At 45.6% G+C, this 25,530-nt stretch carries 22 protein-coding genes; 14 read left to right on the forward strand and 8 right to left on the reverse strand.

Annotated features, from left to right (window positions below):
• Positions 1 to 141 precede the first annotated feature (141 nt).
• Entirely contained in the window at positions 142 to 1,038 is an 897-nt protein-coding gene (locus tag JZY04_RS00860; RefSeq protein ID WP_005809470.1) for a histidine decarboxylase, pyruvoyl type, read from the forward strand.
• A gap of 126 nt (positions 1,039 to 1,164) precedes the next feature.
• Here the strand turns inward: JZY04_RS00860 and nudC are convergent, their stop codons facing one another.
• The 6 genes from nudC to cdd all read right to left on the reverse strand — a co-directional run bounded on the left by nudC (position 1,165) and on the right by cdd (position 7,288).
• Positions 1,165 to 1,944: an NAD(+) diphosphatase gene (gene nudC / locus JZY04_RS00865; RefSeq protein ID WP_122142455.1), complete on the reverse strand. Its 780-nt coding sequence runs from the start codon at positions 1,942 to 1,944 to the stop codon at positions 1,165 to 1,167.
• A gap of 31 nt (positions 1,945 to 1,975) precedes the next feature.
• The gene (locus tag JZY04_RS00870; protein WP_122142454.1) at positions 1,976 to 3,565 is read right to left on the reverse strand and encodes an ABC-F family ATP-binding cassette domain-containing protein; all 1,590 of its coding nucleotides are present in this window, start codon (positions 3,563 to 3,565) and stop codon (positions 1,976 to 1,978) included.
• A gap of 273 nt (positions 3,566 to 3,838) precedes the next feature.
• Positions 3,839 to 5,215, reverse strand: a complete 1,377-nt coding sequence (locus tag JZY04_RS00875) for an FAD-dependent oxidoreductase (protein WP_122142453.1) — start codon at positions 5,213 to 5,215, stop codon at positions 3,839 to 3,841.
• Between the two features lie 58 nt (positions 5,216 to 5,273).
• Positions 5,274 to 5,876: a DUF417 family protein gene (locus tag JZY04_RS00880; RefSeq protein WP_005809464.1), complete on the reverse strand. Its 603-nt coding sequence runs from the start codon at positions 5,874 to 5,876 to the stop codon at positions 5,274 to 5,276.
• An 87-nt stretch (positions 5,877 to 5,963) separates the two neighbouring features.
• On the reverse strand, positions 5,964 to 6,803 hold the full coding sequence (locus tag JZY04_RS00885) for an AraC family transcriptional regulator (RefSeq protein WP_005776259.1): 840 nt from the start codon (positions 6,801 to 6,803) through the stop codon (positions 5,964 to 5,966).
• A 2-nt stretch (positions 6,804 to 6,805) separates the two neighbouring features.
• On the reverse strand, positions 6,806 to 7,288 hold the full coding sequence (gene cdd / locus JZY04_RS00890) for a cytidine deaminase (RefSeq protein ID WP_005809459.1): 483 nt from the start codon (positions 7,286 to 7,288) through the stop codon (positions 6,806 to 6,808).
• Between the two features lie 116 nt (positions 7,289 to 7,404).
• Here cdd and JZY04_RS00895 point away from each other — a divergent pair, with 116 nt between their 5' ends.
• From JZY04_RS00895 to JZY04_RS00940, 10 genes are all read left to right on the forward strand, one after another.
• Positions 7,405 to 8,304 (forward strand): glucosaminidase domain-containing protein, encoded by a 900-nt coding sequence (locus JZY04_RS00895; RefSeq protein WP_005776261.1) that lies wholly within the window; start codon positions 7,405 to 7,407, stop codon positions 8,302 to 8,304.
• A gap of 299 nt (positions 8,305 to 8,603) precedes the next feature.
• The gene (locus tag JZY04_RS00900; RefSeq protein WP_005776262.1) at positions 8,604 to 9,851 is read left to right on the forward strand and encodes an efflux RND transporter periplasmic adaptor subunit; all 1,248 of its coding nucleotides are present in this window, start codon (positions 8,604 to 8,606) and stop codon (positions 9,849 to 9,851) included.
• A 120-nt stretch (positions 9,852 to 9,971) separates the two neighbouring features.
• Positions 9,972 to 11,237: an ABC transporter permease gene (locus JZY04_RS00905; RefSeq protein ID WP_122142452.1), complete on the forward strand. Its 1,266-nt coding sequence runs from the start codon at positions 9,972 to 9,974 to the stop codon at positions 11,235 to 11,237.
• 21 nt (positions 11,238 to 11,258) lie between these two features.
• Positions 11,259 to 12,527, forward strand: a complete 1,269-nt coding sequence (locus JZY04_RS00910; RefSeq protein ID WP_122142451.1) for an ABC transporter permease — start codon at positions 11,259 to 11,261, stop codon at positions 12,525 to 12,527.
• Positions 12,528 to 12,548: 21 nt separating this feature from the next.
• Positions 12,549 to 13,853 carry an ABC transporter permease gene (locus tag JZY04_RS00915; RefSeq protein WP_122142450.1) on the forward strand — a complete coding sequence of 435 codons (1,305 nt, stop codon included), beginning with the start codon at positions 12,549 to 12,551 and terminating at the stop codon, positions 13,851 to 13,853.
• A gap of 6 nt (positions 13,854 to 13,859) precedes the next feature.
• Positions 13,860 to 15,167, forward strand: a complete 1,308-nt coding sequence (locus tag JZY04_RS00920) for an ABC transporter permease (RefSeq protein ID WP_122142449.1) — start codon at positions 13,860 to 13,862, stop codon at positions 15,165 to 15,167.
• 18 nt (positions 15,168 to 15,185) lie between these two features.
• Positions 15,186 to 16,493, forward strand: a complete 1,308-nt coding sequence (locus JZY04_RS00925) for an ABC transporter permease (RefSeq protein ID WP_122142448.1) — start codon at positions 15,186 to 15,188, stop codon at positions 16,491 to 16,493.
• A 3-nt stretch (positions 16,494 to 16,496) separates the two neighbouring features.
• Entirely contained in the window at positions 16,497 to 17,786 is a 1,290-nt protein-coding gene (locus JZY04_RS00930) for an ABC transporter permease (RefSeq protein WP_122142447.1), read from the forward strand.
• 22 nt (positions 17,787 to 17,808) lie between these two features.
• A complete protein-coding gene (locus tag JZY04_RS00935) occupies positions 17,809 to 19,116 on the forward strand; it encodes an ABC transporter permease (protein ID WP_122142446.1) in 1,308 nt (435 codons plus the stop codon).
• 5 nt (positions 19,117 to 19,121) lie between these two features.
• Positions 19,122 to 20,393, forward strand: coding sequence for an ABC transporter permease (locus JZY04_RS00940; RefSeq protein WP_181996366.1), 1,272 nt, complete (start codon positions 19,122 to 19,124; stop codon positions 20,391 to 20,393).
• A 177-nt stretch (positions 20,394 to 20,570) separates the two neighbouring features.
• Here the strand turns inward: JZY04_RS00940 and JZY04_RS00945 are convergent, their stop codons facing one another.
• Entirely contained in the window at positions 20,571 to 21,482 is a 912-nt protein-coding gene (locus tag JZY04_RS00945) for an AraC family transcriptional regulator (protein WP_122130560.1), read from the reverse strand.
• Positions 21,479 to 22,378: an AraC family transcriptional regulator gene (locus JZY04_RS00950; RefSeq protein ID WP_005809437.1), complete on the reverse strand. Its 900-nt coding sequence runs from the start codon at positions 22,376 to 22,378 to the stop codon at positions 21,479 to 21,481. The genes JZY04_RS00945 and JZY04_RS00950 overlap by 4 nt, the downstream gene beginning before the upstream one ends.
• Before the next feature lie 181 nt (positions 22,379 to 22,559).
• On the opposite strand from JZY04_RS00950, the gene JZY04_RS00955 reads away from it, so the two are divergent.
• The 3 genes from JZY04_RS00955 (at position 22,560) to JZY04_RS00965 (ending at position 25,505) form a co-directional block, all read left to right on the forward strand.
• Positions 22,560 to 23,825, forward strand: a complete 1,266-nt coding sequence (locus JZY04_RS00955; RefSeq protein ID WP_005819154.1) for a carboxymuconolactone decarboxylase family protein — start codon at positions 22,560 to 22,562, stop codon at positions 23,823 to 23,825.
• Positions 23,826 to 23,987: 162 nt separating this feature from the next.
• A complete protein-coding gene (locus JZY04_RS00960; RefSeq protein ID WP_005819156.1) occupies positions 23,988 to 24,653 on the forward strand; it encodes an ABC transporter ATP-binding protein in 666 nt (221 codons plus the stop codon).
• Between the two features lie 186 nt (positions 24,654 to 24,839).
• Positions 24,840 to 25,505: an ABC transporter ATP-binding protein gene (locus JZY04_RS00965; protein ID WP_005776280.1), complete on the forward strand. Its 666-nt coding sequence runs from the start codon at positions 24,840 to 24,842 to the stop codon at positions 25,503 to 25,505.
• Positions 25,506 to 25,530 lie beyond the last annotated feature (25 nt).

Consider the following 25,530-nt stretch of genomic DNA (forward strand, 5'->3'; position numbering starts at 1 on the left):
CTGTTTGAACTTACCAAATTGATAGCTTCACATTTTTTAGTATTTTGTCTTCTTCGTCTTCTTTTGCTTTCTTTATGGAGCAGAGGCTAATCATTCTTGGCAATATATTGTTCTTACTGCAACATCTAAACTTAAAAACGTATGAAAGATCTTGTGTCCGGCATCCGTTATGATGCCTCTAATGTGATTAGTCAGGCTATAGGGCCAAGTAAAGAATTTTGCATGGGATATTTGAATCCCGGAGTTGCAAGTGGTGAAGGATATATTTCGACAATGAAATTGTCAGTCGGTACAGTCGACGTGAAAGACCTTGATGCAATAACTGAAAAGATTGTAGCAAAGGACCGCTGTGAGAAAAACGACGCATATCTCGGACAAGTCAATTTGATGAAGGCTTCTTCATTTTGTGGACAAAATGGAGCTATCTGGGGATTTGACCTGGCAATGCACGATGACATTGCCAAAAGAAAGGAGATGCCTATCTATATGCAGGCACAGCCTGAAGGGGTAGACGTTCCTGTTTATAATATCCGTCCGTTGCTGGAGGCAACCGAACGTTTGTTCGGCCGTGCCAAAGAGCGTCGTTTTCCCATACTCCCCGGAGCTTATGTGCCGGGAGGAAGCCGAAAGGTTGTAGCATGCGGTCCCACATGGGTGTGGTCTGTGATCGGACTGGCTATTTTGAAAAACCGTAGTAAAGGAGCCTGCCTGTTTGTGAAAGACGCCGGAACTTACGGGGATGATTCGACAACGGAAGGCGAAGCAATTGGTTTTTTGGAAGGGATACTCCGGAAAGCCACCAACAGCATTGTACTTTGCGGACAGGATCAGGATGTGATTTACGACCGTATTTATATTGGTTATAAATATACGTTTGTAGAACCCGATCAGGTTGGTTGTGCTTTGTCGTGCACTCCTGCTGTCTATTTGGCCCAGAATGCTGTCCCTGCCGATATGAAACCGGCTGATCTTTGCCAGATGACCATCAGTGACTGGGAAGAGAAGTTAGGGCTGGAAGAACTGACTATTTTTGAATAGAATTTTAACTGTAAAACACAGGCTACGAATAGGTACACAGGTTTATGATGCTGAGAACGGATTTCTTTTCTATCCGTTCCTGGTTGTTCGTTTGTGGTGGGTGTACCTTTCGTAGCTTGTCTTTTTTCACTGTTGTGCTATCCACCAGTCAATCATCTTACGTGCCAGACTTAGCTTCCGCGGAAGTTCCGGCAGATTATTTTTTGTATAGAAATTCCCGGAACTGAGTTCGTCATCCTGCAAGCGAATGCTGCCCCCGGCATAATCGGCAATAAAACCTACCATGAGTCCGCTCGGATAGGGCCAGGGCTGATTTCCAAAATACTGAATGTTCTTCACATCCAGTCCGGTTTCTTCTTTAACTTCCCTTTCCACACATTCCTCCAAGGTTTCTCCGGTTTCAAGGAAGCCGGCCACCAAGCTATTGAATGTACCTTTAAAGTTGCGGGCATGTACCAGTAACAAAGAATCCTCTTTGCGTACCAATACCAGAATTGCCGTTGAAATGGCGGGATAGACTTCTTTACCGCAATCCGGACACTTTTTCATAATAGGCTCTTTCTGTACCAGTGGAGTTCCACATGTGGGGCAAAAGCGGTTGCTACGGTCCCAGTACAGGATTTCGTGAGCTTTACCTGCTGCTTGATAGTGTTCGAGCGGCAGGTAATCATAAGAAGCGCGCAACCCCATTTGTGCATATTCCGGTGTTTCTGTGATCGGAGAATCTATGTAGAAACTTTTGCCGGATATGCCATCGGGCGTAGTTAGGGTGTGTACGGTTATTCCTTCCGGTATGGCGATGGGGGCGCTTTCTCCTGAAGGGATGGAGAAAGCGTTGTTTTTCTTTTCCAGTAATAACTGATCTTGGTAGAAGATGAACCACCGGTTGTTTTTTGTATGCATCATTTTGGATAATTCTTTTTTAACCGGTGCAAAATTATAAAAAGATACTCTCTTTCATACTGGTCTCCTTTATAAAATATTCATCATGTGATACCAGCAGTACACTACCCGTATAATTCCGGATGGTGGCGGTGATGATTTCGATGCTGTGTATGTCCAGATTATTGGTGGGTTCATCCAGGATAAAGAGGTCAGGAGTGTTATTGCTGATCATCAGGCAACAGAAAGCGAGCCGCATTTTTTCACCTCCACTAAGCTGTTTGCAAGGTTTGTCCCAACTTGCCACCGGGAAGAGAAAGCGATTCAATATGATCTTTATTTCGTGTTCCGGCAGGTTCCGGAGGTTGAATGACTCTGCTTGCTGGAGCACTGTCAGCCCGTCGGAAATGATGGAATACTCCTGATTGAGATAGACGTAACTGAACCCGGTGCGCTCCAGTCTACCCGAAGCAGGCAATAGTTCTCCGGTGACCAGTTTCAATAGGGTGGTTTTACCACTCCCGTTGTCTCCTTCGATACGTATCCGGTCGCCGCTTTTCAGTTGGAAACTTAGGGGAACCTTCCATAAAAACGAATCTTCATAAGTGAAGTTTATATCACGGGCAGTCAGTAATATTTTTCCCGGATGTAAGGCAGAAGCATTGAAATCGGTTTTAAGCAGTGACACTTCGCCCAACCTGTTGCGTATCTGACTTCGTTCGGCGACAAGTTTTTCCGATTTGTCCCGGTGGATGTCCGCCAGTTTGGTGGTACTTTTTTCTGCCCGGTCTTTCAGGGTATTGATGGCCATACGGGAAATGCCTTTTTGAGGAACCGCTTTTTCGCTCCGTACATTCTGCTTGTCTTTCCGCTCGGCAACCTCACGTGCAAGCTTCCGTACTTGCCGGAGTTCTTTCTCCTTTTCATTCAGTTGTTGTTGCAAAGCACTTAGCAGAAGCTCTTTCTGCTGTTTGTAGAATTCATAGTTCCCTCCGTAAAACACAAGTGCGCTACGGCTCAGTTCGCAGGTTTCGGGAAGCAGATTGAGCAGAGTGCGGTCGTGGCTGACTGCAATCAGCGTAGAACGGCATTTCTTCACCCATTCATACAGTTTGTTGCGTCCTTGGCTGTCGAGGTGATTGGTAGGTTCATCCATCAATATCACGGAAGTTTCCTGCAGTTCGATGCCTGCCAGGAATACGCGTGTCTTTTCTCCGCCACTCAGTGTATGCATGGGCTGGTCAAGAGACATTGTTCTGAGCCCCCATCCATTGAGAGCTGCTGTGGTTTTTTCTTCGATGTTCCAGTCGTCATTGAGGATATTGAAGTTGACGATGGAAGTATCTCCATCCAGAATGGCATGGAGGGCTTTTCGTTTTCCGTCTATCCCGAGGGCTTCGGCAATGCTCATTTTATCATATTGTCCGAAGTGTTGGGGTACATAATAAAGAGCGAATGGACGGAGTACGGTTCCCGAACATGGTTGCAGTTGTCCGGATATGATTTGCAGCAATGTTGACTTGCCACAACCATTATTGCCGATCAGAGCCAGTTGCTGTCCTTTGCTGACAGAGAAACTGAGATTTTGAAAAAGAATTTCTTTATCGGGATGGATATAGGTGATTTGTTGTACTTGGATACACATACTTGTCTATTGGTTTGAAAGTAAATACTTGCTGTTGATGATAGCGGGTAGGGGAGAGACAAACACAATAGGGGTTAAACAACACGGATTCGTGATGCTTAACAATACATGAAAAGAAGCATATGTGAAAAGTGATGTTTACCGGAAAGTGTTGTCTTACTTAGATATTCTCATGGGTATACATATGAAATTAGACTGCAAAGATAGAAGATATTCCGGCAATTACAAAAAGAGAGGGGAGAAATCTGAAACTTCTCCCCTCTTCTCGTTAAACTAATCTATTGAAAACAATTCATTCAATCCTTCGCCCATACTTGGATGTGTAAAGATGAAATCGCGAAGGAAAGTATAATGTTGTCCGGTCTTCATTGCCATGTTTACTATGTTAATGACTTCGGAAGATTCGGCACAGAACAGCGTGCAGCCCATGATGCGTCCCGAATGGCTGTCGATGATGGCTTTCAGTATACCGTCAGTCTGTTGTAAAGTACGTGCACGTGGTAGTGCTGAGGCCGGGAGACGTGATACTTTGAAGGAATATCCCCGTCTGATGGCTTCTTCTTCGGTCAGCCCGACATGTGAAAGCGGCGGATCTATAAATACCGAGTATGCCACCGGGTTGCGGTCGTCGGCCGTACGTTCTTTATTTCCGAAAAGGTCGTCCCGGATAATCCGGTAATCGTCCAATGAAATATAAGTAAACTGCAGCCCGCCTTTTACATCACCCATTGCCCAAATGTTTGGGGAGGTGGTGTGTAGATAACCGTTTACAACAATAGCCCCGTGGCTATCCACTTCTACTCCGGCTGCCTGAAGATTCAGTCCCTCAATCATTGGCTTGCGTCCCGTAGCTACCAGGATGGCATCACCTTCTATGTCAGAAGATGTACCGCCGGCGGTATCCGTATAAGTCAGGATTACACCGTCCGTTGTATCGCGGATGGATTGTGCACGGGCGTTGAGGCGGATTTCTATTCCTTTCTTTTCGAGTGCCTCTTTTACAGCGTTTGCTATATCGCGGTCTTCGCGGGCAATAAATTTGTCACCTCCTTCGAGCACGGTCACTTTGCTTCCGAAGCTTGCATACATGGAAGCAAACTCCAGTCCGATATAACCTCCGCCCACGATAATCAGATGTCGGGGCAATACATCCAGTTCCATCAATGATGTGCTGGTATATACCCGTTTGCTGTCTTTCAGCCCGTCTATTGCCGGTATAATGCTGGTTGATCCGGTATTGATGAAAATCTTTTTTCCCTGAAGTTCGATCACTTCGTTGGGAAGGGTTACTTTCACCACATCTTTTGAAACGAACGATGCCATTCCGGTGTAAATGGTCACATTGGGGAGACTGCTCAGTTTGTCGAACATATTAGCCCTTGAAGCTGCTGTCATTTCGTTTTTCCGTGCGATGGCGGCTTTATAAGCTTCGGCCTGCTTTTCGTAACTGGTTGGGTAGAGCCAACTCACCTTTTCAGCTTCGTGGATAAGGCGTTTGGTAGGCACACAGGCTATATTGGGGCAAGTACCTCCATACATCATGGCAGAGCGTTCAATCAGTGCGACTTTCCAGCCGCGTTTGGCTAATTCGGCGGTCAGCGTCTTGCCGCCCTTGCCGAAACCGATAATAATGGCATCATATTGTTTCATAATTCTTATACTTTAGAAGGATGTATCTTTAATGTCAGTTTATAACATTCCGTAACCCTTATTTGTTCCGTTTTTCCCAGTCGGCTTTTTTGAGGGAGTTCAGTACACGCTGCGATGAATCGGAAAGCAGGGTAACGGCACTTGCCAGAATTACGATATCTTTAATTACCAGACGTCCGGCACCGGATAGGAGCGGGAAGCCATATTCTCCGCTTCCCAAGTTCGGAACCCAGACTTCGGGAGTGGTCACCAGGAAGGAGAGTGTACCGAGTGTCATGATGATGGCCAGTGTGTCGCCGATAAGTGCCACTTTGGGGAAGAAGATGCCTAAGAATACCAGGATACCGATGGACATAATCAAAGCTCCCAGTCCATAAGAGAACGTGTAGGTTCTGTTCGCTTCGTGCCATTCGCGGTTGGCCGGAACATAAGCACCTTCCGGATTTTTGTGTTCCTTATATTCGGGGGCATCTTTGGCGTAGAAGAAACTCATAAACGGACTGTTGGCTACAAATGGTACAATGCCGTCGGCCTCGTAATGAAAATACTTCAGTCCGCCGATCCAAACAAAAACAACGAGGATGGCTACGCGGATAAATTTCAGTCCGAAACCTTTCAGACCGGATGCTACTGTGAGCAGAGTGATAAATTTCTCTTTCATGCTATTTCTTTTTATGGGTTTAACTTTCTGATGCAAAGATCCGGTTTTTCCCATCGGCGGGAAATAGCAATATCGCCGGATGAATTGTCAATTCTTCCCTTCTACCGAATTTCGGTATTGCACAGGGCTTTCTCCGGTCATGTTTTTGAAGAAACGGCTGAAAGAGGACTGGTCCTCAAATCCCAGAATATCAGCAATCTCTTTCGAACTTTTGTTACTGTATAAAAGGAGTCGTTTGGCTTCTGCTTCCACCCGTTCATGGATGACGCGCAGGGGCGAAGGCAGTTTACAGGAAGAAAAGATGTTCGAGAGTGTTTTGGGTGATTTATGCAGCATGTCGGCATAATCCTGCACTTGCTTTTTAGTCCGGAAGTGTTCGTCTACCAGATTATAGTATTGGCGGATAATCTCGAAGCTGTACTCCTTTTCCTGGGTGATATTCAGTCTTTGCCGGGCGATGCGTGTACTCTGGATGATGAAACGTTTAAGCAGGATGCGGAGCATCTCTTCCTGTAGATTGTCCGATACGGTGAATTCGCGGTCCAGCAAACCCACTACATCTTCCATCGACCGCCGTTCCGATTCGTTGAGCATAAATCTCACCACGTGCGAAGAACCGTTGAACAGAAATCCACTGCACGACACTTCATGGTCGTTGCCGTAAATACAATAGAAGTTGCTGTTGAACAGCACCGTCAGATACTCTCCATCGATGGACAGGAACTCCAGATGCTGGAGATTGGAGAGGGAGATCACTTCGTTTTCGGCCAGTGTCACTTCCTGGTGGTCTATCTCCAGGGTAATGCTTCCTTGACGTACCCATATGAATTTATACAAACTCTTTTCTTTCTGCAAGTTCTTTTCGGTATGATAGCTTGTGGTCAATGCAAGCATACCTTTCAGCTTTGTCTGGTAAGTTCTTATCATAATCAATCCTCCATGGCTGATGCGTCAAATGACAGGGGTAATAAATGTCCCACACTCTGTATTTCGTAAATACACTTTTTGCCGTAAAGCAATATACGTATGGGTTGTTTATATCTTTTTTCCGTTTCCAGAATCACCTGGCGACAGGCGCCGCAAGGAGGAATCGGAGTGTCGATAAAGTCTTTTTCCGTACGTGCGGCGATGGCAAGAGTCTTCACTGCCTGGTCCGGATACTGCGAATTGGCATAGAACAACGTAGTTCGTTCGGCGCAAAGTCCGGACGGGTAGGCTGCGTTTTCCTGATTGGTGCCTGTCACTATCACTCCGTTGGCCAGCAGTGCTGCCGCTCCTACCGAGAAGTGCGAGTAAGGTGCATAGCTACGCCGGGTTGCCTCGATGGCATCATCCAATAAGGCACGGTCTGCGTCATTGAGTTCGTCATATTCATATACTTTAATTACAGAGGTAATAGTCAGGTCTTTCATGTGGGTAGGTGGTTTATAGTTCTACAAATCATGTTACAAAGTTAGAAAAGAGATTGATAATCCCAATTATTTTTATGATTTTTGTGCCGCATAACCTAACATACACAAATTAATAGATGAATAGCAAACTTCTCAGGCTGATTGCCGTAGTTACAGTTCTTGCTTTTTCTGTCGGTGCTCAGGCGCAGCGCAGGAATTCCCGTTACGTAGATTATATAAATAAGTATAGTGCCCTGGCTGTAGAGCAAATGAAGGAGCACAAGATACCCGCCAGTATCACATTGGCGCAGGGGCTGCTTGAAAGTGGTGCCGGTATGAGCACGCTGGCGCGTAAAAGTAATAACCACTTCGGCATCAAATGCGGTAGTAGCTGGAATGGACGTACCGTACGCCATGACGACGATGCCCGTAACGAATGCTTCCGTGCTTATCGCAATCCCCGTGATTCGTACGAGGACCATTCGGCATTTCTGAAACGCGGTGCCCGCTATGCTTTCTTGTTTAAACTGAAGATAACGGATTATAAAGGCTGGGCCCGTGGGTTGAAAAAGGCGGGATATGCTACCGATCCTTCGTATGCCAACCGTCTGATTACGATTATTGAAGACTACGACCTTTATAAATATGACCGTAAGGGAGGATGGAGTTCGTCAAAGAGTGAACCGACGGTACTCAATCCGCATCAGGTCTACATAGCAAACGGTATCGCTTATATTGTAGCCCGCGACGGAGATACGTTTAAGTCATTGGGTAAAGAGTTCGATATCCGTTGGAAAAAGTTGGTGAAGTATAACGACTTGCAACGTGATTATACCTTGATGGATGGTGATATCATTTATCTGAAAGAGAAGAAAAAGAGAGCATCGAAACCTTATACGGTTTATATCGTCAAAGACGGAGACTCCATGCATACTATTTCTCAGAAATATGCCATCCGGTTGAAGAACCTGTATAAGATGAACCGTAAGGACGGGGATTATGTTCCCGAAGTGGGAGACAGGTTGAGGCTGAGGTAGACTTTGCCGCTGCGGTATATTAAGAAATGTATTAATAGCAAAAGGGTGTAGCCATACTTTATGCATGGCTACACCCTTTTGCTATTAGGGCTACACCCTTTCTGCCGGATGGCTACACCCAAACGTGTGTTTTTCACCGCAGAGAACACAGTTACGCTTTGTTACGAAACTGTACAGGGTGTTCATTATCGGACACCCTGTTTCTCTTCTTCCTGCTGAAACACAGTGCTTTCCTTTTTTGGCATAAGGTTTGATCATAGAAATACAAAGAATATTTGTAAATCTATAATTGACTATATATGGACAGAGAAATTCCAAAAGAGGTGCGCAATAAAGAGCGTAATAAAAAGATTATTCGTTTTTCAGCTATCGGTATTATCGGGATAGTAGGCATTAGCTTACTAATTTCGTTGTTGCGTACGGGAGTACAGAAGAAGGATCTCGTGTTGTCTACCGTTGACAAGGGGACGATCGAGGTCAGTGTCAGTGCTTCGGGCAAAGTGGTTCCGGCTTTTGAAGAGATCATCAATTCACCGATCAACACCCGCATCGTGGAAGTATATAGAAAGGGTGGTGACAGTGTAGATGTAGGTACTCCCATCCTGAAACTCGACTTACAAAGTACGGAAACCGACTATAAAAAACTACTGGATGAAGAGCAAATGAAACGTTATAAGCTCGATCAGGCGCAGGTGAACAGCCAGACCAAATTGAGCGATATGGCCATGCAGATCAAAGTGTCGGAAATGAAACTGGCGCGGATGAAGGTGGAGCTTCGCAACGAACAATACCTCGACAGTCTTGGAGCCGGTACGACCGATAAGGTACGCCAGGCCGAATTGAGCTACAATACGTCCCGCCTCGAATTGGAACAACTCAAACAACAATATGCCAACGAGAAACAGGTAGCAGCCGCCGACCTGAAAGTGCTTGAACTCGACCTCAACATGTTCCGTAAGGGACTTGCCGAAATGAAGCGTACGTTGGACGATGCACAGATACGTTCGCCGCGCAAAGCCATCCTTACTTATATCAACAACCAGATCGGTGCGCAGATTCCTCAAGGAGGGCAGGTGGCTATCATTTCGGATCTGAGCCATTTCAAAGTGGATGGCGAGATTGCCGATACTTATGGCGACCGTGTGGCAGCGGGCGGAAAGGCTATTGTGAAAGTGGGCAGTGAGAAACTCGAGGGGACCGTAAGCAGTGTCACTCCGCTTTCAAAGAACGGAGTTATCTCTTTCTCCGTGCAACTGAAAGAAGATAATAACAAGCGGTTGCGTTCGGGACTCAAGACTGATGTATATGTGATGAATGCCGTGAAAGAAGATGTGTTGCGTATAGCCAATGCCTCTTATTATGTAGGCCGCGGCGAATACGATCTGTTCGTGATGACTTCGGACGATGAAATCGTAAAACGGAAAGTTCAGCTGGGCGATTCGAACTTTGAGTTTGTAGAAGTGGTGAGCGGACTCAATCCGGGAGACAAGGTGGTGGTCAGCGACATGACCAACTACAAAAATAAGAACAAACTCAAAGTGAAATAATCCGCCGAAAAAACTTTTTAAATCAAGGCACCTTAGGGTTTAAACCAAAGGCTTGTTGGTTTTAAGCCAACGGAATTTTGGTTTAAAAGGTGGATTGTGTGCCTTTTAAGATGTGAAACTATGATAACAATTTATCTCAAACAATCTTATAATTTGCTGAAAGAGAACCGTTTCGTAAATGGAATCTCTGTAGCGGGTACTGCTTTGTCGGTGGCAGCAGTGATGCTTATTTACCTCGTCTATCAAGTAAATTTCTCTGCGTATGCGCCGGAGTCTAACCGATACCGCATCCTTTTTGTCAACAGTCTGCAAGCATGCGGGAGTGACGGGAATCCCATCAATAATGGGGGTATGAGTCACAAGGTAGTACGCGAATGTCTTTATCCTTTGCAGACGCCCGAGGCAGTGACTGCTTTTACCGACAGACAACTTCCGGTCAATATACGCGGACAGCAGTTTTATGATAAATATACGATTAAGTTTACCGATGACGGCTTCTGGAAAGTATTCGATTTCACCTTTCTTTCCGGTGTCCCCTTTACACATGCCGATTGGGAATCGGGTATACGGCAAGCGGTTATTTCTGATAAACTGGCACGTAAGTTATTTGGTACGGTTGAAGCAACAGGGCAGACTTTACGCATGAATTATGCCGATTATCAGATATGCGGTGTGGTGAAAGAGGTGAGTCAAGCTGCCGAAAACGCCTATGGAGATGTATGGGTGCCCTATACGGTCAACTCCTCCTTATTAAAGGAAAATGTTAACTATTGCGAAGGAACTACGGGGGAGTTTACCTCCTGCATCCTGGCACGTTCTTCATCCGACTTCGAACCGATCCGCAGAGAGATGCTGAAGTTGCAGGCGGCTTTCAATGCTTCGCTTACCAACACAAAACTTGACTATATGTATTCTCCCTATACCCAGTGGCAGGCTGTGCTGGGTACAAATGGTTTCGACCGGGGTACAGTGGGCGAATGGTTCAAAACTACCGGTGCGACGGTTCTTTTCCTTTTGCTCCTGCCTGCCTTGAATATAATAGGTATAACGCTGACACAGTTTCGCAAACGTCGCAGTGAGATTGGGGTTCGTAAAGCGTTCGGTGCTCGTTCGTTTTCGTTGGTAGAGCAAGTGATGACCGAGAACCTGTTGATCTCCTGCATAGGTGGGCTGATCGGATTGGTGTTGTCATACGCCCTGTTATCTCTTTGCAAGTCATTTTTCTTTTCGGGAACTATTGCTCTGACGCACGATATGCTGATACAGCCCTTCACTTTTGTTGCGGCTTTCTTTTTCACGCTGTTACTGAATTTGCTGAGTGCCGCGATCCCCGCTTGGCGGGCCTCACGGATGCCTATTACAGAGGCGTTGCATGATATGGAATAATTTTAAAAACAAAGACCCGTTATGATAAAGCAAATATTTAAGATAATATGGAACCAACGCCGCTCTAACGGTTGGATATGGATGGAACTTCTGGTCGTATTCGTTGCGCTGTGGTATCTGGTAGATATGTTTGTGGTACAGTTCTATTCCTATTCCCGTCCGTTGGGCTATGATATCACGAATTGCTGGCGGCTTTCGTTTGATGTTTATCCCGAAGATGCCGCCGAGTATGTCAGCGACACTACTCAGGCTCCTACCGAAGGCGAAGCATTGGCCCGGATCCTTGAACGCCTGCGTCGTGCCCCGGAAGTGGATAATGCTTGTGTTGCTTTCTATTCCTCACCCTATTCCGGAGGTAATTCATGGACACAGATCATGCCTTGTACGGCCGATAGCGGTAAGTTCAAAGAGCAATCCTATCACCAATATACCGTTTCTCCCGAATTTTATGATGTATTTCGTATCCGGAGCCGTGAGGGGCAGCTTCTGAGTGAATTATTGAACAAAAAACAGTTGGAATATTTTATTACTCCGGATCTGGAAAAAGATTTCTTCGGTGAGGAGTCGGCAGTAGGACAGAAAGTATGTTATCCCGGCAGTAGTATGCGGGAGATACGCATTGCGGCAGTGACCGTCCCGGTTCGTATGACCGAGTTTGTGAAGCCGGAGCCCGAACTTTTCTTTACTATGAGACCGAAAGAACTGGAACGTCAGGTGAATGCTTCCGGGGTAGCTAATATGGAGATAACCGTGCGGATGAAAGAAGATCTGACTCCGGAACAGATGGGGACTTTCCTAAACCGGATGAAGAGCCAGTTGACGGAGAATAATCTCTACGTTGCCAGCATGAAGGATATGAAGCAACAACGCAGTGAACGATTGCGGTATGAATGGCGGAAAATCAGTATTAACCTTCTGTTGTCCGTTTTCATCTTGCTGAACGTGCTTTTCGGCATTACGGGAACTTTTTGGCTACGCATCGAGCAACGGCGTAGTGAAACCGGTCTGCGGATGGCACTGGGCAGTACACGTAGGCGGGTAGGATGGTTCTTCACTGCCGAGGGGTGGTTATTGCTGACCACCGTAACTCCGCTGGTGCTGTTTGTTATGTTCAATATGATACACATGGAAATTCCCGATTTGTACAATCTTCCTTTCTCCTGGTGGCGTTTTGCTGTCGGTTTTGGTGGGGTATTGTTGCTGATGGGGCTGATCATTGCGTTGGGCACGTGGTTGCCTGCCCGTCGGGCCATGAAGTTGCAGCCGGCGGAAGCGCTGCATTATGAATAATAAATTTAGTACCGAACAGACATGATAAAACTCTATTTCAAACAATCGTGGGCGTTGATCCGCCAGAATAAACTGTTCAGCAGTCTCTATGTGCTGGGCACAGGGCTGGCCATTGCCATGACAATGATTATTGTCATTGTGTATTATGTAAAGATCGCTCCTATCTATCCCGAAACGAACCGGTCTCAGACGATGGTATTGACGTCGGTAGCCGTAAAAAACACCGAGCAACATTCTATGACCAAGTCCTCCTGTTCTTATCATATGCTGAAAGAATGGATCTATCCGTTGAAAAACGCGGAAGAAGTGACGGCCGTTTTGGGACGTATGTTATTGGGAAATTATGTACAGCCCGAAGACGGTGGGAATGTAATTCCCGTAATGGTGAAACAGACCGATCCTGCATTCTTCCGGGTGTTCCCGTTTGAATTCCTGGGCGGACAGGCTTTCTCACAGGCCGATTTTGAAAGCGGAATCCACAATGTAGTGCTCTCGGAGAGTGGTGCCCGCCGGATATTGGGTGACACAGAAGCGGTGGGACGTACGTTCTCGCTGAATTTTGAAGACTATCGGGTAGTGGGTGTGGTGCGTAGCGGCAGTTATATGCTCAGCGACTCTTATGCCGACGTGTATATGCCCTATACTTGTATAACCGGTTATGATCGGGGGGATAAAATGGCCAATATGGTAGGTCCTTATCAGGTGTTTATCAAACTGCCTGGGGCGGATGATGCCCCGAAGCTACGTGCTGAAATACAGGAGTTGGTTCATAAATTCAACCACTCTCAGCCCGATCTGGAAATAGACTTGAACAATCAGCCTCTTCCTTATTGGCAGTATCCTCTTAAACAAATGGGGTATTCGGAGATTGACTGGGCGAACGTATTCAAAATACATGGTTGGCTGTTGCTTGCTTTCCTGTTTGTTCCGGCCATCAACCTGGGCGGGATGATTTCCAGCCGGATGGAACAACGTCTTTCTGAGATGGGGATACGCAAAGCCTTCGGAGCCAATCGTTCGGTATTGTTAGGACAGGTGCTTTGGGAGAATCTGGCGCTCACCTGTGTAGGCGGTCTTATCGGTCTGCTGTTGTCATGGGGAGGTCTGGTGTTGGGGCGTAATTGGATTTTCGGTTTGTTCAATTCGTGGCCGGTACCCATCCCCGAAGGAGTGGAGGTTAATCTAAGTCCGGATATGTTGTTCAGTCCGCTTGTGTTTGTCCTTGCGTTCGGTACGTGTGTATTGCTCAACCTGCTTTCGGCTTTTTGTCCGGCATGGTATTCACTGCGTAAAAACATCATATATTCCATCAACGAAAAGATATAAATAGCCATGAATCAATTAATACTGAAAAACTTGTGGGCGCGCCGCAGTCGCAACCTATGGCTATTGGCCGAGATTGTATTGGTTTGTATTGTCTCTTGGAAAATAGCGGACCCTTTGGTCGTGCTTACCCATGACCGTACGTTACCTGAGGGCTTTCGTTCCGATCATTTGTTTGTTCTTGAACTGGCCACTTTGCCGGAGAAATCCGGGAAGTTTCGTCCCGAAGAAGACGACAGCCTGTCCCGCAGGGAAAACCTGGGCCGCATTTTTCAACAGGTGAAGAATTATGAAGGTGTGGAGTCTGCTACGTTCTTTTTCAATCGTATAATGCCTTATTCCGGTAGCAGTACCACTTCTCCCCAGACGTTTAAGGGAGATTCTACCTATATGCCGGCATGGCAAATCTCTTTCCTGAACCGTTCGGACTTTTTCCGGACCATGGGATTTGAAGGTGCTGAGGGGATGACGGCCGAAGAGCTGGACGAACGTATCTTTGATAAAGATGAATATGTGCTGACAGCCAATACGTCGGAGTTCTTTTTGCATCCGGAGAGTCCTCTCACCGGGCGGACGACATGGAACAACGACAGCACTGCCGAATATCGGGTGGCGGGTGTGATAAAACCTTTTCGCTATCGAAGCTATATGCAACCTCAGCCGGTTCGTCTGAATCCCCTGTCGGTTATGCCCGAACGGTATTATTCGGATTTGCCCCAGATTGTTTTCCGAATCGGGGATCGTCTTTCCGAAGAGGTGTTTTTGCATCACTTCATCCCTTGGACGGGGAAGGAGTTGAAAGCCGGAAATATATATGTGAATTCGGTGCAGTCGTATACCGATTTGCGTAAACAGTCGGAGTTCAGTGCCGGTACTACCGATACATACCGTAAAAATATAACTTTGGGCTTGTTCTTTCTGATCAATCTCTGTCTGGGGGTGGCCGGAACGTTCTGGCTGCAAACCCGTACACGGCGGGAGGAAGTCGGCATTATGCTTTCATTCGGAGCCCGGCCGCAAAACATTGTTCGCATGCTGCTGGGTGAAGGATGGGTACTGACAACAATCGGAACGCTGTTGGGATGCCTTGTTTATTTGCAATATGCCTTGAAAGAAGGACTATACTCCACAAATTGGGGATCATGGTCACCCGAAGTGGCTTCGCCTGCTTATTGGATCAATCATTTCGGTTGGCACTTTCTGGCAACTTCCCTGATGGTGTACATCTTGTTGCTGATTGTCGTTTCAGTCGGCATTTGGATACCTGCCCGGAAGATTAGCCGCATCAATCCGGTAGATGCTTTGCGTGATGAATAACTATTAAAATTACATACTATGATAAAACTTTATTTAAAACAATCGTGGATGTTGATCCGTCAGAACAAGTTGTTCAGCAGTCTGTATGTACTGGGTACGGGGCTTGCCATTGCCATGACGATGATTATTGCCATTGTGTATTATATTAAAATAGCTCCTATTTATCCGGAAGTGAACCGTTCGGTGACGATGCGGATGAAAGGGGTGAGTGCCATGCATGTGAAAGGAGGCGGAAATTCATATCTCTGTTCTTATGAAATGCTGAAAGAGTGGTTCTACCCACTGAAATCAGCGGAGCTGGTTACCGCTGTAAACGAACACTTTCTGAACCGGGAGGGGGCTTATATACAACCGGCCGGGGGAGGTGAGCAGATACCGGCTTTGGTAAAGTATACCGATCCTAATTTTTTTCGGTTATTTGAGTTTGAATTTTTGGGCGGGAGGCCTTTTTCGGAGGCGGATTTAGCCAGTGGGATCCGTAATGTAGTACTTTCTGACCGGATGGCCCGCCGCATTTTTGGCAGGACCGATGTGGTTGGGCAAACGTTTAAACTGGATTTCAAAGAGTCTAAAGTCGTCGGAGTGGTACGTGAGGGCAGTTATCTGTTGCCGGCATCTTACGGGCAAATCTATATGCCCTATTCTTGCTTGCCAGGATATGACAGTAACAATGATGGCAGTCATAAAGTCGGTACCTATATCGTTTATTTTAAGGTTCGCCAGAAAGAAGATATGCCGAAACTGTATGCGGAGGTCAATGAAATGGTGCATAAATACAATATTTCCCAGAAAGAATATACAGTTGATATTTTTCATCAACCGGATCCGTATTGGCAGACTTGGTTCAGAGAGGGCAATACGAACGAGATTGATTGGATGTCGGTCATTAAACTGTATGGAGGAGCTCTTTTGGCTTTGTTGTTAGTGCCTGCTATTAATTTGAGTGGCATGATATCCAGTCGCATGGACGATCGTCTGGCGGAAATGGGGATACGAAAAGCGTTCGGAGCCAACCGGAAACAATTATTGAATCAAGTGTTATGGGAAAATCTGCTTCTTACTTGCATCGGCGGGCTGATGGGACTTATTGTTTCATGGGGGCTGCTTGTGTTAGGGCGTAATTGGGTATTTAGCCTGTTCGACAAATATCCGACAGTTGTGTCCGACGGAGTCGATGTGGCTATCAATCCGCAAATGCTGTTCAGTCCTTTAATGTTTTGCGTAACGTTTGCTTTTTGTTTGATACTGAACCTGCTCTCTGCCTGGTGGCCCACATGGCGCTCGTTGCACAACGATATTATTGACTCACTTAACACTAAGAAATAAATCATGATACGACTTATAATAAAGAACCTCTGGGCCCGTCGCCGGAAAAACGGATGGCTGTTGGCCGAATTGATATTGGTATCGATCGTCACGTGGGTGATTGTCGATCCGTTGGTAGTGTTGACACACGATCGGAATCTGCCGGAGGGCTATCGTCCCGATCATCTTTTCTTGCTTCAGTTGGCATCGTTCCCTGCCGAATCGGAGCAATTTCATGCCGAAGAGAATGATACATTGGCACGTAAAGCCAATTTTGAGCGGTTGCTCGACAAGCTGAAACATTATGAAGGAGTAAAGTATACTACTTTCATCTTGAATGGCCAATATCCTTCATCGAATTCCACGAGTAACGGTAATACGATGTTCGATACTATTCCGGTCCGCACTCTCCGTCTTACTTTCGTGCCCCACACCGATTATTTCCGGACCATGGGGATGGAGGGAGCCGAAGGTATGACGGCCGAACAATTGGATAACCGTGACTTCCGTTGGACCGAATCGGTATTGACTGCGGACGTAGCGTATCGGCTGAAGGATGGAAAACCGCTTTACGGACGTCGTTTGGGGGAAAATGGAGATGATGAAGACTATCGGGTGGGAGGAGTGATCGCTCCTCTTCGTTACCGGAGTTATATGCAACCCATGCCCATAGAGTTATGCGTGTTTGAAGAGTTTCCTGATTATATGTACTATTATCTTTCGTTAATCGCTTTTCGTATAGACGACAATCTGTCGGAGAAGGCTTTTCTGCATCACTTCCGTGAGTGGATGGATAAAGGACTGACAGTAGGCAACTATTATGTGAAGTCTGTACGGCCCTTCAGCAGCATTCAGGATCAACATGAGTTTTCTGAAGGTATCACTAACCAGTATCGCCTGAACCTGGCTTTAGGTATATTCTTTTTAGTGAACCTTTGTTTGGGAGTGGCCGGAACTTTCTGGATGCAGACCCGTTCGCGCCGTGAAGAGGTAGGCATCATGCTTTCTTTCGGCGGTAATCCTTCACATATCACCCGCCTGCTTTTATACGAAGGTTGGGTGCTGACCACATTGGGGACGTTGATAGGCTGCTTGCTCTATTTGCAATATGCGTTGAAGGATGGTCTCTATACTACCTGTACCGGTTCGGAAGAGGCAATGCCTGTTTATTGGATTAACCATTTCGGTCTGCATTTTGCGGCTGTTTCCCTGATTGTATACCTTTTGCTGTTGATTGTTGTTTCTATCGGAATCTGGATGCCGGCACACAAACTCAGCCGCATCAATCCGGTGGATGCTTTGCGGGACGAATAACCAATAAATAAAATAAATTGCTATGATGGTATTATACTTCAAACAGGCCTGGCAACTCCTGAAACAAAATCCTTTATTCAGCAGTGTGTACATACTCGGTACAGGACTGGGGATTGCCATGACCATGAGCCTGGTGATCATCTGTTACATCAAGATGGCTCCGGTCTATCCCGAAGAGAACCGGAACCGTATCCTGGTCAGTAAAGGAATGACTGTTGTAGAGCAGAAAAACCAGGAGAATTGGTTTAGTTCGCACGTATCCTTTCAGGCAGTGAAGCGTTTTTATTATCCGCTGAAGAGTACCGAGGCTGTAGGGGCATCTATGGATGGGCGCAGTACATCATTACTTGAACTGCCGGGTGACGGAGATTTGAAAGAGGTGCAGGTGAAGCTGGTAGATGCCGGGTTCTGGAAGGTGTTTCAATTTGCCTTTGTAGACGGTAGGCCGTTTAGTCAGGCCGATTTTGATTCCGGATTACGAAAAGCTGTCATTTCGCGTACAATGGCTCGCCAGCTTTTTGGAGAGACTCCACCGGTAGGTCGTACTTTTGTTCTTGATTCCGATGAATATAGAGTATGTGGAGTTGTAAAAGATGTTTCCTTCATTACCCCTGCTACGTATGCGGATATTTGGTTACCACTGACGGTTGATGCCGATATTATAAAGGATAATAAGGGTGGCTATGAGTTGGTAGGTGATCTGAATGTCTATATGTTGGCTCCTTCTGTCGATGCTAAAGATAAGGTAATTTCAGAGGTACGTGACGTGTTCCGCAAATATAATTATTCTCAGAAAAAATACAGTGCCGATTTACATGGGCAACCGGTATCTTACTGGAAAAGTATTTTTTATGAATATTCTTCTTCGGCACCCGACTGGGGAGAGCTGTTACGAGTGTATGGCACTATCCTGTTAGCTTTACTATTTGTTCCGGCACTGAATCTGGCAGGAATGATTGCTTCACGTATGAAGCGCCAGCTTTCCGAATTGGGCATACGCAAGGCTTTCGGTGCTTCCAAAACTTCGCTTCTGTTGCAGATATTTTTGGAAAATCTGTTTCTTACTGGCATCGGAGGTCTGTTCGGTTTGTTACTTTCGTATCTGATTGTCTATTGTGGCCGGAACTGGCTTCCGGATCTGTTGTCTTTCTCGGCAGATGTGATGCCTGAGGGAGTCGATAGCTTCTTGACTCCCGGTATGTTGCTGAATCCGGTGGTGATAGGTATTACCTTCATGGTCAGCTTGGTGCTGAATGTATTGTCAGCTCTGATTCCGGCTTTGCATGCTTTGAAGAAAGATATTGTATATTCGCTTAACGAAAAAAGATAAAAGATATGAACCTGATGATGATACTCCGCCAGTTGTGGAACCAGCGTGCTGCCAATGGATGGATTCTGGGAGAACTGGTGGTTGTGACTTATTTTTTATGGGGAGTAGTCGACCCTGTGTACGTATTATTATCCGATAAGGCATTGCCCGATCATTATGATCTTACCGATACTTACCTGCTCAGTATAGGTGAATATTCAACTAACCATACCAAATATAAACCGGAGATGGCTTCCGATTCGCTGAAACGTATTGACTTTATGCGCATCGTAGATCAGGTACGTCGCTATCCGGGTGTTTCTAATGTGACTGTCAGCCTTTTTAATTCTTATCCGCAAAGCGGGGGCTGGAACGGAGGACAGGTTTTCAATGATACGATCCTTGCATATTCACAGCAGATGACCTTCCTTTCCGGAACCGACTATTTTGGAGTTTTTCGTATACACGATGCACGGACAGGGCAAATTCCTCCGGTACTTGCGGAAGGAGAACAGGGGATCTACCTGACTCCTGATCTCGCAGAGAAGTTGTTCGGCGAGAAATATCCGCAAAATAAATGGGTGCATTGGGGAGATACGACCCGTAAGTTTCCGTTGACCGCTATAATCGACCCCGTACAGATAAGAAGTAATAACCAACCCAGTCCTCTGATATTCAAGACTACTTCTGAATTGAAACATCTTCCGGGCAGAGTGCGGATTTGTTTCCGGGTGCGTGATGGACTCGCTTCACCTGTTTTCACTGAGACATTTAAACGTGAAATGCGTCCCCGAATGCAGGTCGGGAACTATTATCTGGCATCGCTTACGGATTTCAGGACGGAAAGTAAAAATTTTGAGTATTATATGGGAACTACGGGGACTATCCGGTTGCAGACCATTCTCGCTTTATTTTTTCTGTTGTGTGTCTTTTTGGGGATGGGGGGTACCTTTTGGCTGCGTTGCAATGCCCGCCGGGAGGAAATAGGGCTCTATATGGCAATGGGGTCTAACCGTCACCGGTTGATCCGGCAGTTTCTTTTTGAAGCCTGGTGGATGGTGACTATCGCATTTGTAGTAGGAGCATTGGTACAACTTCAAATAGTATATCTGAATGGCTTTGCTTTCCCGCCGGATAATCCGATCCCGGATTATATACAGAATCGTCCGGTGTTGCACTTTCTTATTGTATCGGTTATTTCGTATGTTCTGATTCTGGCTGTTTCGTTTGTGGCAACTTATATTCCGGTTTCAAAAGCAGCACGGATGAATCCTGCGGATGCTTTGCGGGACGAGTAACCGGATTGGTCGACAAATACCTCTACCACAGAGGAGACATGAAGTAACACAGATTATTTATATTGATCACCAGTGACTTAAATTTTCCTCTGTGTTCCTCTGTGTTCTCTGTGGTGAGTTTTGACACATCTCCATGATTTTCAAAAAACTTTGGACGGTATATAACTTTTTTAAATATCAGTTCTGCGAATATCTGTATTCGTTGGGCGTTACTCCCGTAATTTTCTTGAAAAACAGGCAGAATAACTGCGTGTTAGAAAATCCCAGTTGACCGGCTATTGCTTTGATTGTATTCTCTTTATCAAGTAGCATTCTCTTTGCGGTTTCCATTCTTTTTAACTGGAAGAACTCCAGTAAGGTTTTACCGGTTTCAAACGTGAGTAAATCTTCAAAATAGGCAACGGAGAGCTTTAAATTTTCAGCACAATATGCGGAGGTAGGCGGACCTTCCCACTTTAGCTTACCGGAATAAATATAATCATCCAATAAACGGTCCGTTTTGTCGAGCAGCACTTTATTCTTGTTCTCCCTGGTGATAAACTGCCGTTCGTAGAACCGGGTACAATAATCCAACAATAGTTCGATGTATCGTGAAATCAGTGTTTGGCTATGGCGGTCTATCGGGTGATGTAATTCCTCGTCCATTTCCCGTAGGCATTCTATAATCTTATCCTTTTCGCGTTGGGACAGATGTAAAGCCTCTTCTTTCCGGTAGAAAAAGAAAGTATATTCTTGAATGTTTTTTTCAAGTGTGGTACCATAAAGCAGATCGGGATGGAAAGCCAGTAACCATCCCTGCTGTGGGAGTACTCTGTTTTTGTGCATGTCGAAGGTTTGTTCCGGAGGGAGGAAAACCATTGTCGCATTGGAATAGTCATAAGCTTTGCGTCCGCAACAACAGCAGTCCTCTATGTCGTTCTCCATCAACAGTATTGTGTAAAAATCGAATTTAATGCTGTGCTGTTCCACATTCGTATGGTCCAGACGGATAATGCTTGCCTGTGGATGCAGCGTCTTGCATCCCAGGCAGCGGTTGCATTGATGCACCGTTTTGATATCTAATGTTTCTTTACCGGAAGAGGCCATCATACTTGAATTATCCTGTATTCTGTCGGGGTACAGCCAACATTCTTTTTAAATATGCGTGTGAAATGTTGTGGGTATTGGAATCCCAGTTCATATGCAATCTCACTGACTGTTTTTTCTGAAGCCAATATCTTTTCTTTGGCTACATTTATTATTTTACCCTGGATGTATTCCTGAGCAGTCTTACCCGTTTCCTTTTTAACCAGGTCGCCGAAATAGTTGGAAGACAAGTTTACCTTATCTGCAAAATATTTCACTGTGGGTAATCCTTCGGTTTGCGACTGCTCACTTTGGAAGTAGAGATCCAATAGTTCTTCGAACTTCACCAGTACGTCCTTGTTCACTTTTGAACGTGTGACGAACTGCCGTTCATAGAAACGCATGCAATAGTCCAATAATAATTCGATATTTCTTGAAATCAGGCGTTTGCTGTGCTTGTCTATCGGACGTGATAATTCCAATTGGACTTTATCCAGGCAATCCTGAAAGATCTTTTTCTCTTCGTCCGAAAGATGAAGGGCTTCATTTGAAGCGTATGAAAAGAATGAATACTGTTTGATTTCCTGTCCCAGAGATGTGCCGCGTATCAGGTCGGGATGAAATAATATACCGTGTGACTTCGGACGTATCCCGTCAGTCACCTTTACCTCTACTACTTGTCCGGGGGCAAAACTTGTTACTGTGCCTTCCTGATAGTCATACATCTGCCGTCCGTAGCGTAGATCGCCGCACTTTGTTTGTTTCAGAAACAAAGCGTACAGTCCGTAGTTGAGGGTGAAGTGTGTGGGGAACAACGTGGCTTTCGACAAGTCGACTACTGTCACCAAAGGGTGCAATGTTTCGAGACCGTACATCTGGTTATACTGGTCTACCGAATTGAGCTTAATTACTTCTTCCATAGGGCATATTGTTATTTATCTGTGACAAATGTAGGGATTTTCATCATATGTAGTATGGGTTGGAGGAATAAAACCGGAATAGGGGTAAGAATATCCGTAATTGAGGTAATTACATCCGTAATCCGGGTATACGATGAGAACGGAAAGGTGCCTAAATTTGCATCATATAATTTATAATCTTATGAAAATGAAACATTTTATATGGGCATCGGCAATGATAACGTTGCTGTGCTATACCACAAATTCTTTAAATGCACAGAATATGAAAAAAGAAGAAGTTCTCCAAAATCCGAGTGTGTTTCCCATAGGAGATGCAAACGTGCAATATGCGAAGTTTTTTATAGGGCAGTCCTATCTGGCACGCTTGACGCAGAATGATGAATTGAATTGCCCTGTCAGCAATGTGACTTTCGAACCCGGATGCCGTAACAATTGGCACAGCCATACGGGCGGACAAATCCTGATAGCTGTCGGAGGAAGAGGGTATTATCAGGAAAAAGGGAAAAATGCCCGTCTGTTACTGCCCGGAGATGTAGTGGAGATAGCTCCGGATGTAGTGCATTGGCATGGAGCTGCCCCTGACAGTTGGTTTTCTCATCTGGCCATCGAATGTAATCCTGAAACCAACCAAAATACTTGGTTGGAACCTGTAGATGACCAGGCATACGCTGAGGCAACTTCCCCCCAAGGGATAGCTGCAACGAGTGTTTCCCGCAATGGCACGACGAGGTTTATCAATCTCGGAAACAATCTTGCACAGACCGATCCCGAACTGGAGGAAATATTCACTAATTTTGCTTTTGGCGAAACACAGCAATATGGTGATTTGGATACTCGTATGCGGATTTTGGTTACAATGGCTTCCACCATTGCCATGAGCACTGCGGGAGAGTATCAAAAAACACTCCAGGCCGCTTTTGTCAACGGAGTTACCCCGCTTGAAATAAAAGAAGTGCTTTATCATGCCGTTCCTTATGTGGGTATGGCAAAGGTTGCGGAATTGATTTCTATAGCCAATGGATTCTTGTCGTCAAAAGGAGTGAAGTTGCCTTTGGAGCCACAGGCGGTGATAACTTCCGAAAACCGTATGGAGAAGGGACTTGCTTTGCAGAAATCCATTTTTGGCGAACGAATAGACAAAATGTATGAAACCGCACCCCAAGGACAATTGCATTTTCAGGAATATCTTTCCGCCAACTGTTTCGGTGATTATCAAACGCGTCCGGTTCTGGATGTAAAAACGCGTGAAATGTTAACTTTTGCCATCCTTGTGTCACTTGGGGGCTGCGAGGCGCAGGTCAAAGGTCATATTCAAGGCAATATAAATGTTGGCAATGATAAATCTGTGTTGCTGACTGTCATTACTCAATTGTTGCCCTACATTGGTTATCCGCGTACACTCAATGCATTGGCTTGCTTAAATGAGATTGTTCCGGAGGATAAGTAAATCAGGCAGTTCGTTAACGGGCAGTATGTTCATTATCGGACATCCTTCTGTTAGTTTAATGTGCAATTTATGAGGATGTTATTCTTTTGGCATACCATTTGACATGTCTTGTTCATATAAGCCAAAATGGAACAAAACGAATCATCTAAATAAATTAAAGTTATGATTACATTAACTTCCCTCTCAAAAATCTATCGTACAAACGAGATTGAGACAGTAGCTCTCGAGAATGTGAACCTGAAAGTGGATCGCGGTGAATTTCTTAGCATAATGGGACCTTCCGGTTGTGGCAAATCGACTCTATTGAATATTATGGGGTTGCTGGATGCGCCTACAACCGGAACAATCGAAATAAACGGCACGCACACGGAAGGGATGAAGGATAAAGAACTGGCTGCCTTCCGTAATAAAACGCTTGGTTTTGTGTTCCAGTCATTCCATCTGATCAATTCTCTTAATGTATTGGACAATGTAGAGCTTCCCTTATTATATCGTCGTATAGGCTCTTCCGAACGTCGGAAACTGGCTCAGGAGGTGCTTGAGAAAGTCGGTTTGACTCACCGTATGCGGCATTTTCCCACACAGCTTTCCGGTGGTCAGTGCCAGCGTGTGGCCATTGCCCGTGCCATTATCGGTAATCCGGAGATTATCCTTGCTGATGAGCCTACCGGTAACCTGGATTCCAAGATGGGGGCTGAGGTAATGGAGTTGCTTCATCGGTTAAATAAAGAAGACGGACGTACCATTGTGATGGTAACCCATAACGAGGAGCAGGCCAAACAGACTTCACGCACCATTCGGTTCTTTGACGGACGGCAAGTGCAATAATTCAGAAGCATTACACGAGGAATAAACGTTCATTTTTGATAAGAAAGAGAGTTCATTTGTGGGCAGAGTGTTCATTATCGGACACTCTGCCCAAATATTAAGTGATTGTTTATAAGTATATTAATTCTTTGGCATGTCATTTGAACATGATCTTAATAAAAAGAAATAATTTAAAACCATAAGTTTATGATTACATTGACTTCTCTCTCGAAAATCTACCGTACGAACGAAATCGAAACAGTGGCTCTTGAAAATGTGAACCTGACAGTAGACCGTGGTGAGTTCCTGAGCATAATGGGACCTTCCGGTTGTGGTAAATCGACTTTGCTGAATATTATGGGGTTGCTTGATGCACCTACTACCGGAACCATAGAGATAAACGGTACACACACTGAAGGCATGAAAGATAAGGAACTGGCAGCTTTCCGTAATAAGACACTTGGGTTCGTATTCCAGTCGTTTCACCTGATTAATTCCCTGAATGTACTGGATAATGTGGAGCTTCCGTTACTGTATCGCCGTATGGGCTCTTCCGAACGTCGGAAACTGGCTCAGGAGGTGCTTGAGAAAGTCGGTTTGACTCACCGTATGCGGCATTTCCCCACTCAACTTTCCGGTGGTCAGTGTCAGCGTGTGGCCATTGCCCGTGCCATTATCGGCAATCCGGAGATTATTCTTGCTGATGAACCTACCGGAAATCTGGACTCCAAGATGGGGGCTGAGGTAATGGAGTTGCTTCACCGGTTAAATAAAGAAGACGGACGTACCATTGTGATGGTGACCCATAACGAGGAGCAGGCCAAACAGACTTCACGCACCATTCGGTTCTTTGACGGACGGCAAGTACAATAATAATCATAATACAGTCATTCATCTC

This window comes from Bacteroides sp. 11BF (assembly GCF_019633765.1).
Taxonomy (GTDB): domain Bacteria; phylum Bacteroidota; class Bacteroidia; order Bacteroidales; family Bacteroidaceae; genus Bacteroides; species Bacteroides hominis.

Coding starts and splice junctions, on each gene's coding strand:
- JZY04_RS00860 (WP_005809470.1), top strand. CDS start 142: ATGAAAGATCTTGTGTCCGGCATCCGTTATGATGCCTCTAATGTGATT.
- nudC (WP_122142455.1), bottom strand. CDS start 1,944: ATGATGCATACAAAAAACAACCGGTGGTTCATCTTCTACCAAGATCAG.
- JZY04_RS00870 (WP_122142454.1), bottom strand. CDS start 3,565: ATGTGTATCCAAGTACAACAAATCACCTATATCCATCCCGATAAAGAA.
- JZY04_RS00875 (WP_122142453.1), bottom strand. CDS start 5,215: ATGAAACAATATGATGCCATTATTATCGGTTTCGGCAAGGGCGGCAAG.
- JZY04_RS00880 (WP_005809464.1), bottom strand. CDS start 5,876: ATGAAAGAGAAATTTATCACTCTGCTCACAGTAGCATCCGGTCTGAAA.
- JZY04_RS00885 (WP_005776259.1), bottom strand. CDS start 6,803: ATGATAAGAACTTACCAGACAAAGCTGAAAGGTATGCTTGCATTGACC.
- cdd (WP_005809459.1), bottom strand. CDS start 7,288: ATGAAAGACCTGACTATTACCTCTGTAATTAAAGTATATGAATATGAC.
- JZY04_RS00895 (WP_005776261.1), top strand. CDS start 7,405: ATGAATAGCAAACTTCTCAGGCTGATTGCCGTAGTTACAGTTCTTGCT.
- JZY04_RS00900 (WP_005776262.1), top strand. CDS start 8,604: ATGGACAGAGAAATTCCAAAAGAGGTGCGCAATAAAGAGCGTAATAAA.
- JZY04_RS00905 (WP_122142452.1), top strand. CDS start 9,972: ATGATAACAATTTATCTCAAACAATCTTATAATTTGCTGAAAGAGAAC.
- JZY04_RS00910 (WP_122142451.1), top strand. CDS start 11,259: ATGATAAAGCAAATATTTAAGATAATATGGAACCAACGCCGCTCTAAC.
- JZY04_RS00915 (WP_122142450.1), top strand. CDS start 12,549: ATGATAAAACTCTATTTCAAACAATCGTGGGCGTTGATCCGCCAGAAT.
- JZY04_RS00920 (WP_122142449.1), top strand. CDS start 13,860: ATGAATCAATTAATACTGAAAAACTTGTGGGCGCGCCGCAGTCGCAAC.
- JZY04_RS00925 (WP_122142448.1), top strand. CDS start 15,186: ATGATAAAACTTTATTTAAAACAATCGTGGATGTTGATCCGTCAGAAC.
- JZY04_RS00930 (WP_122142447.1), top strand. CDS start 16,497: ATGATACGACTTATAATAAAGAACCTCTGGGCCCGTCGCCGGAAAAAC.
- JZY04_RS00935 (WP_122142446.1), top strand. CDS start 17,809: ATGATGGTATTATACTTCAAACAGGCCTGGCAACTCCTGAAACAAAAT.
- JZY04_RS00940 (WP_181996366.1), top strand. CDS start 19,122: ATGAACCTGATGATGATACTCCGCCAGTTGTGGAACCAGCGTGCTGCC.
- JZY04_RS00945 (WP_122130560.1), bottom strand. CDS start 21,482: ATGATGGCCTCTTCCGGTAAAGAAACATTAGATATCAAAACGGTGCAT.
- JZY04_RS00950 (WP_005809437.1), bottom strand. CDS start 22,378: ATGGAAGAAGTAATTAAGCTCAATTCGGTAGACCAGTATAACCAGATG.
- JZY04_RS00955 (WP_005819154.1), top strand. CDS start 22,560: ATGAAAATGAAACATTTTATATGGGCATCGGCAATGATAACGTTGCTG.
- JZY04_RS00960 (WP_005819156.1), top strand. CDS start 23,988: ATGATTACATTAACTTCCCTCTCAAAAATCTATCGTACAAACGAGATT.
- JZY04_RS00965 (WP_005776280.1), top strand. CDS start 24,840: ATGATTACATTGACTTCTCTCTCGAAAATCTACCGTACGAACGAAATC.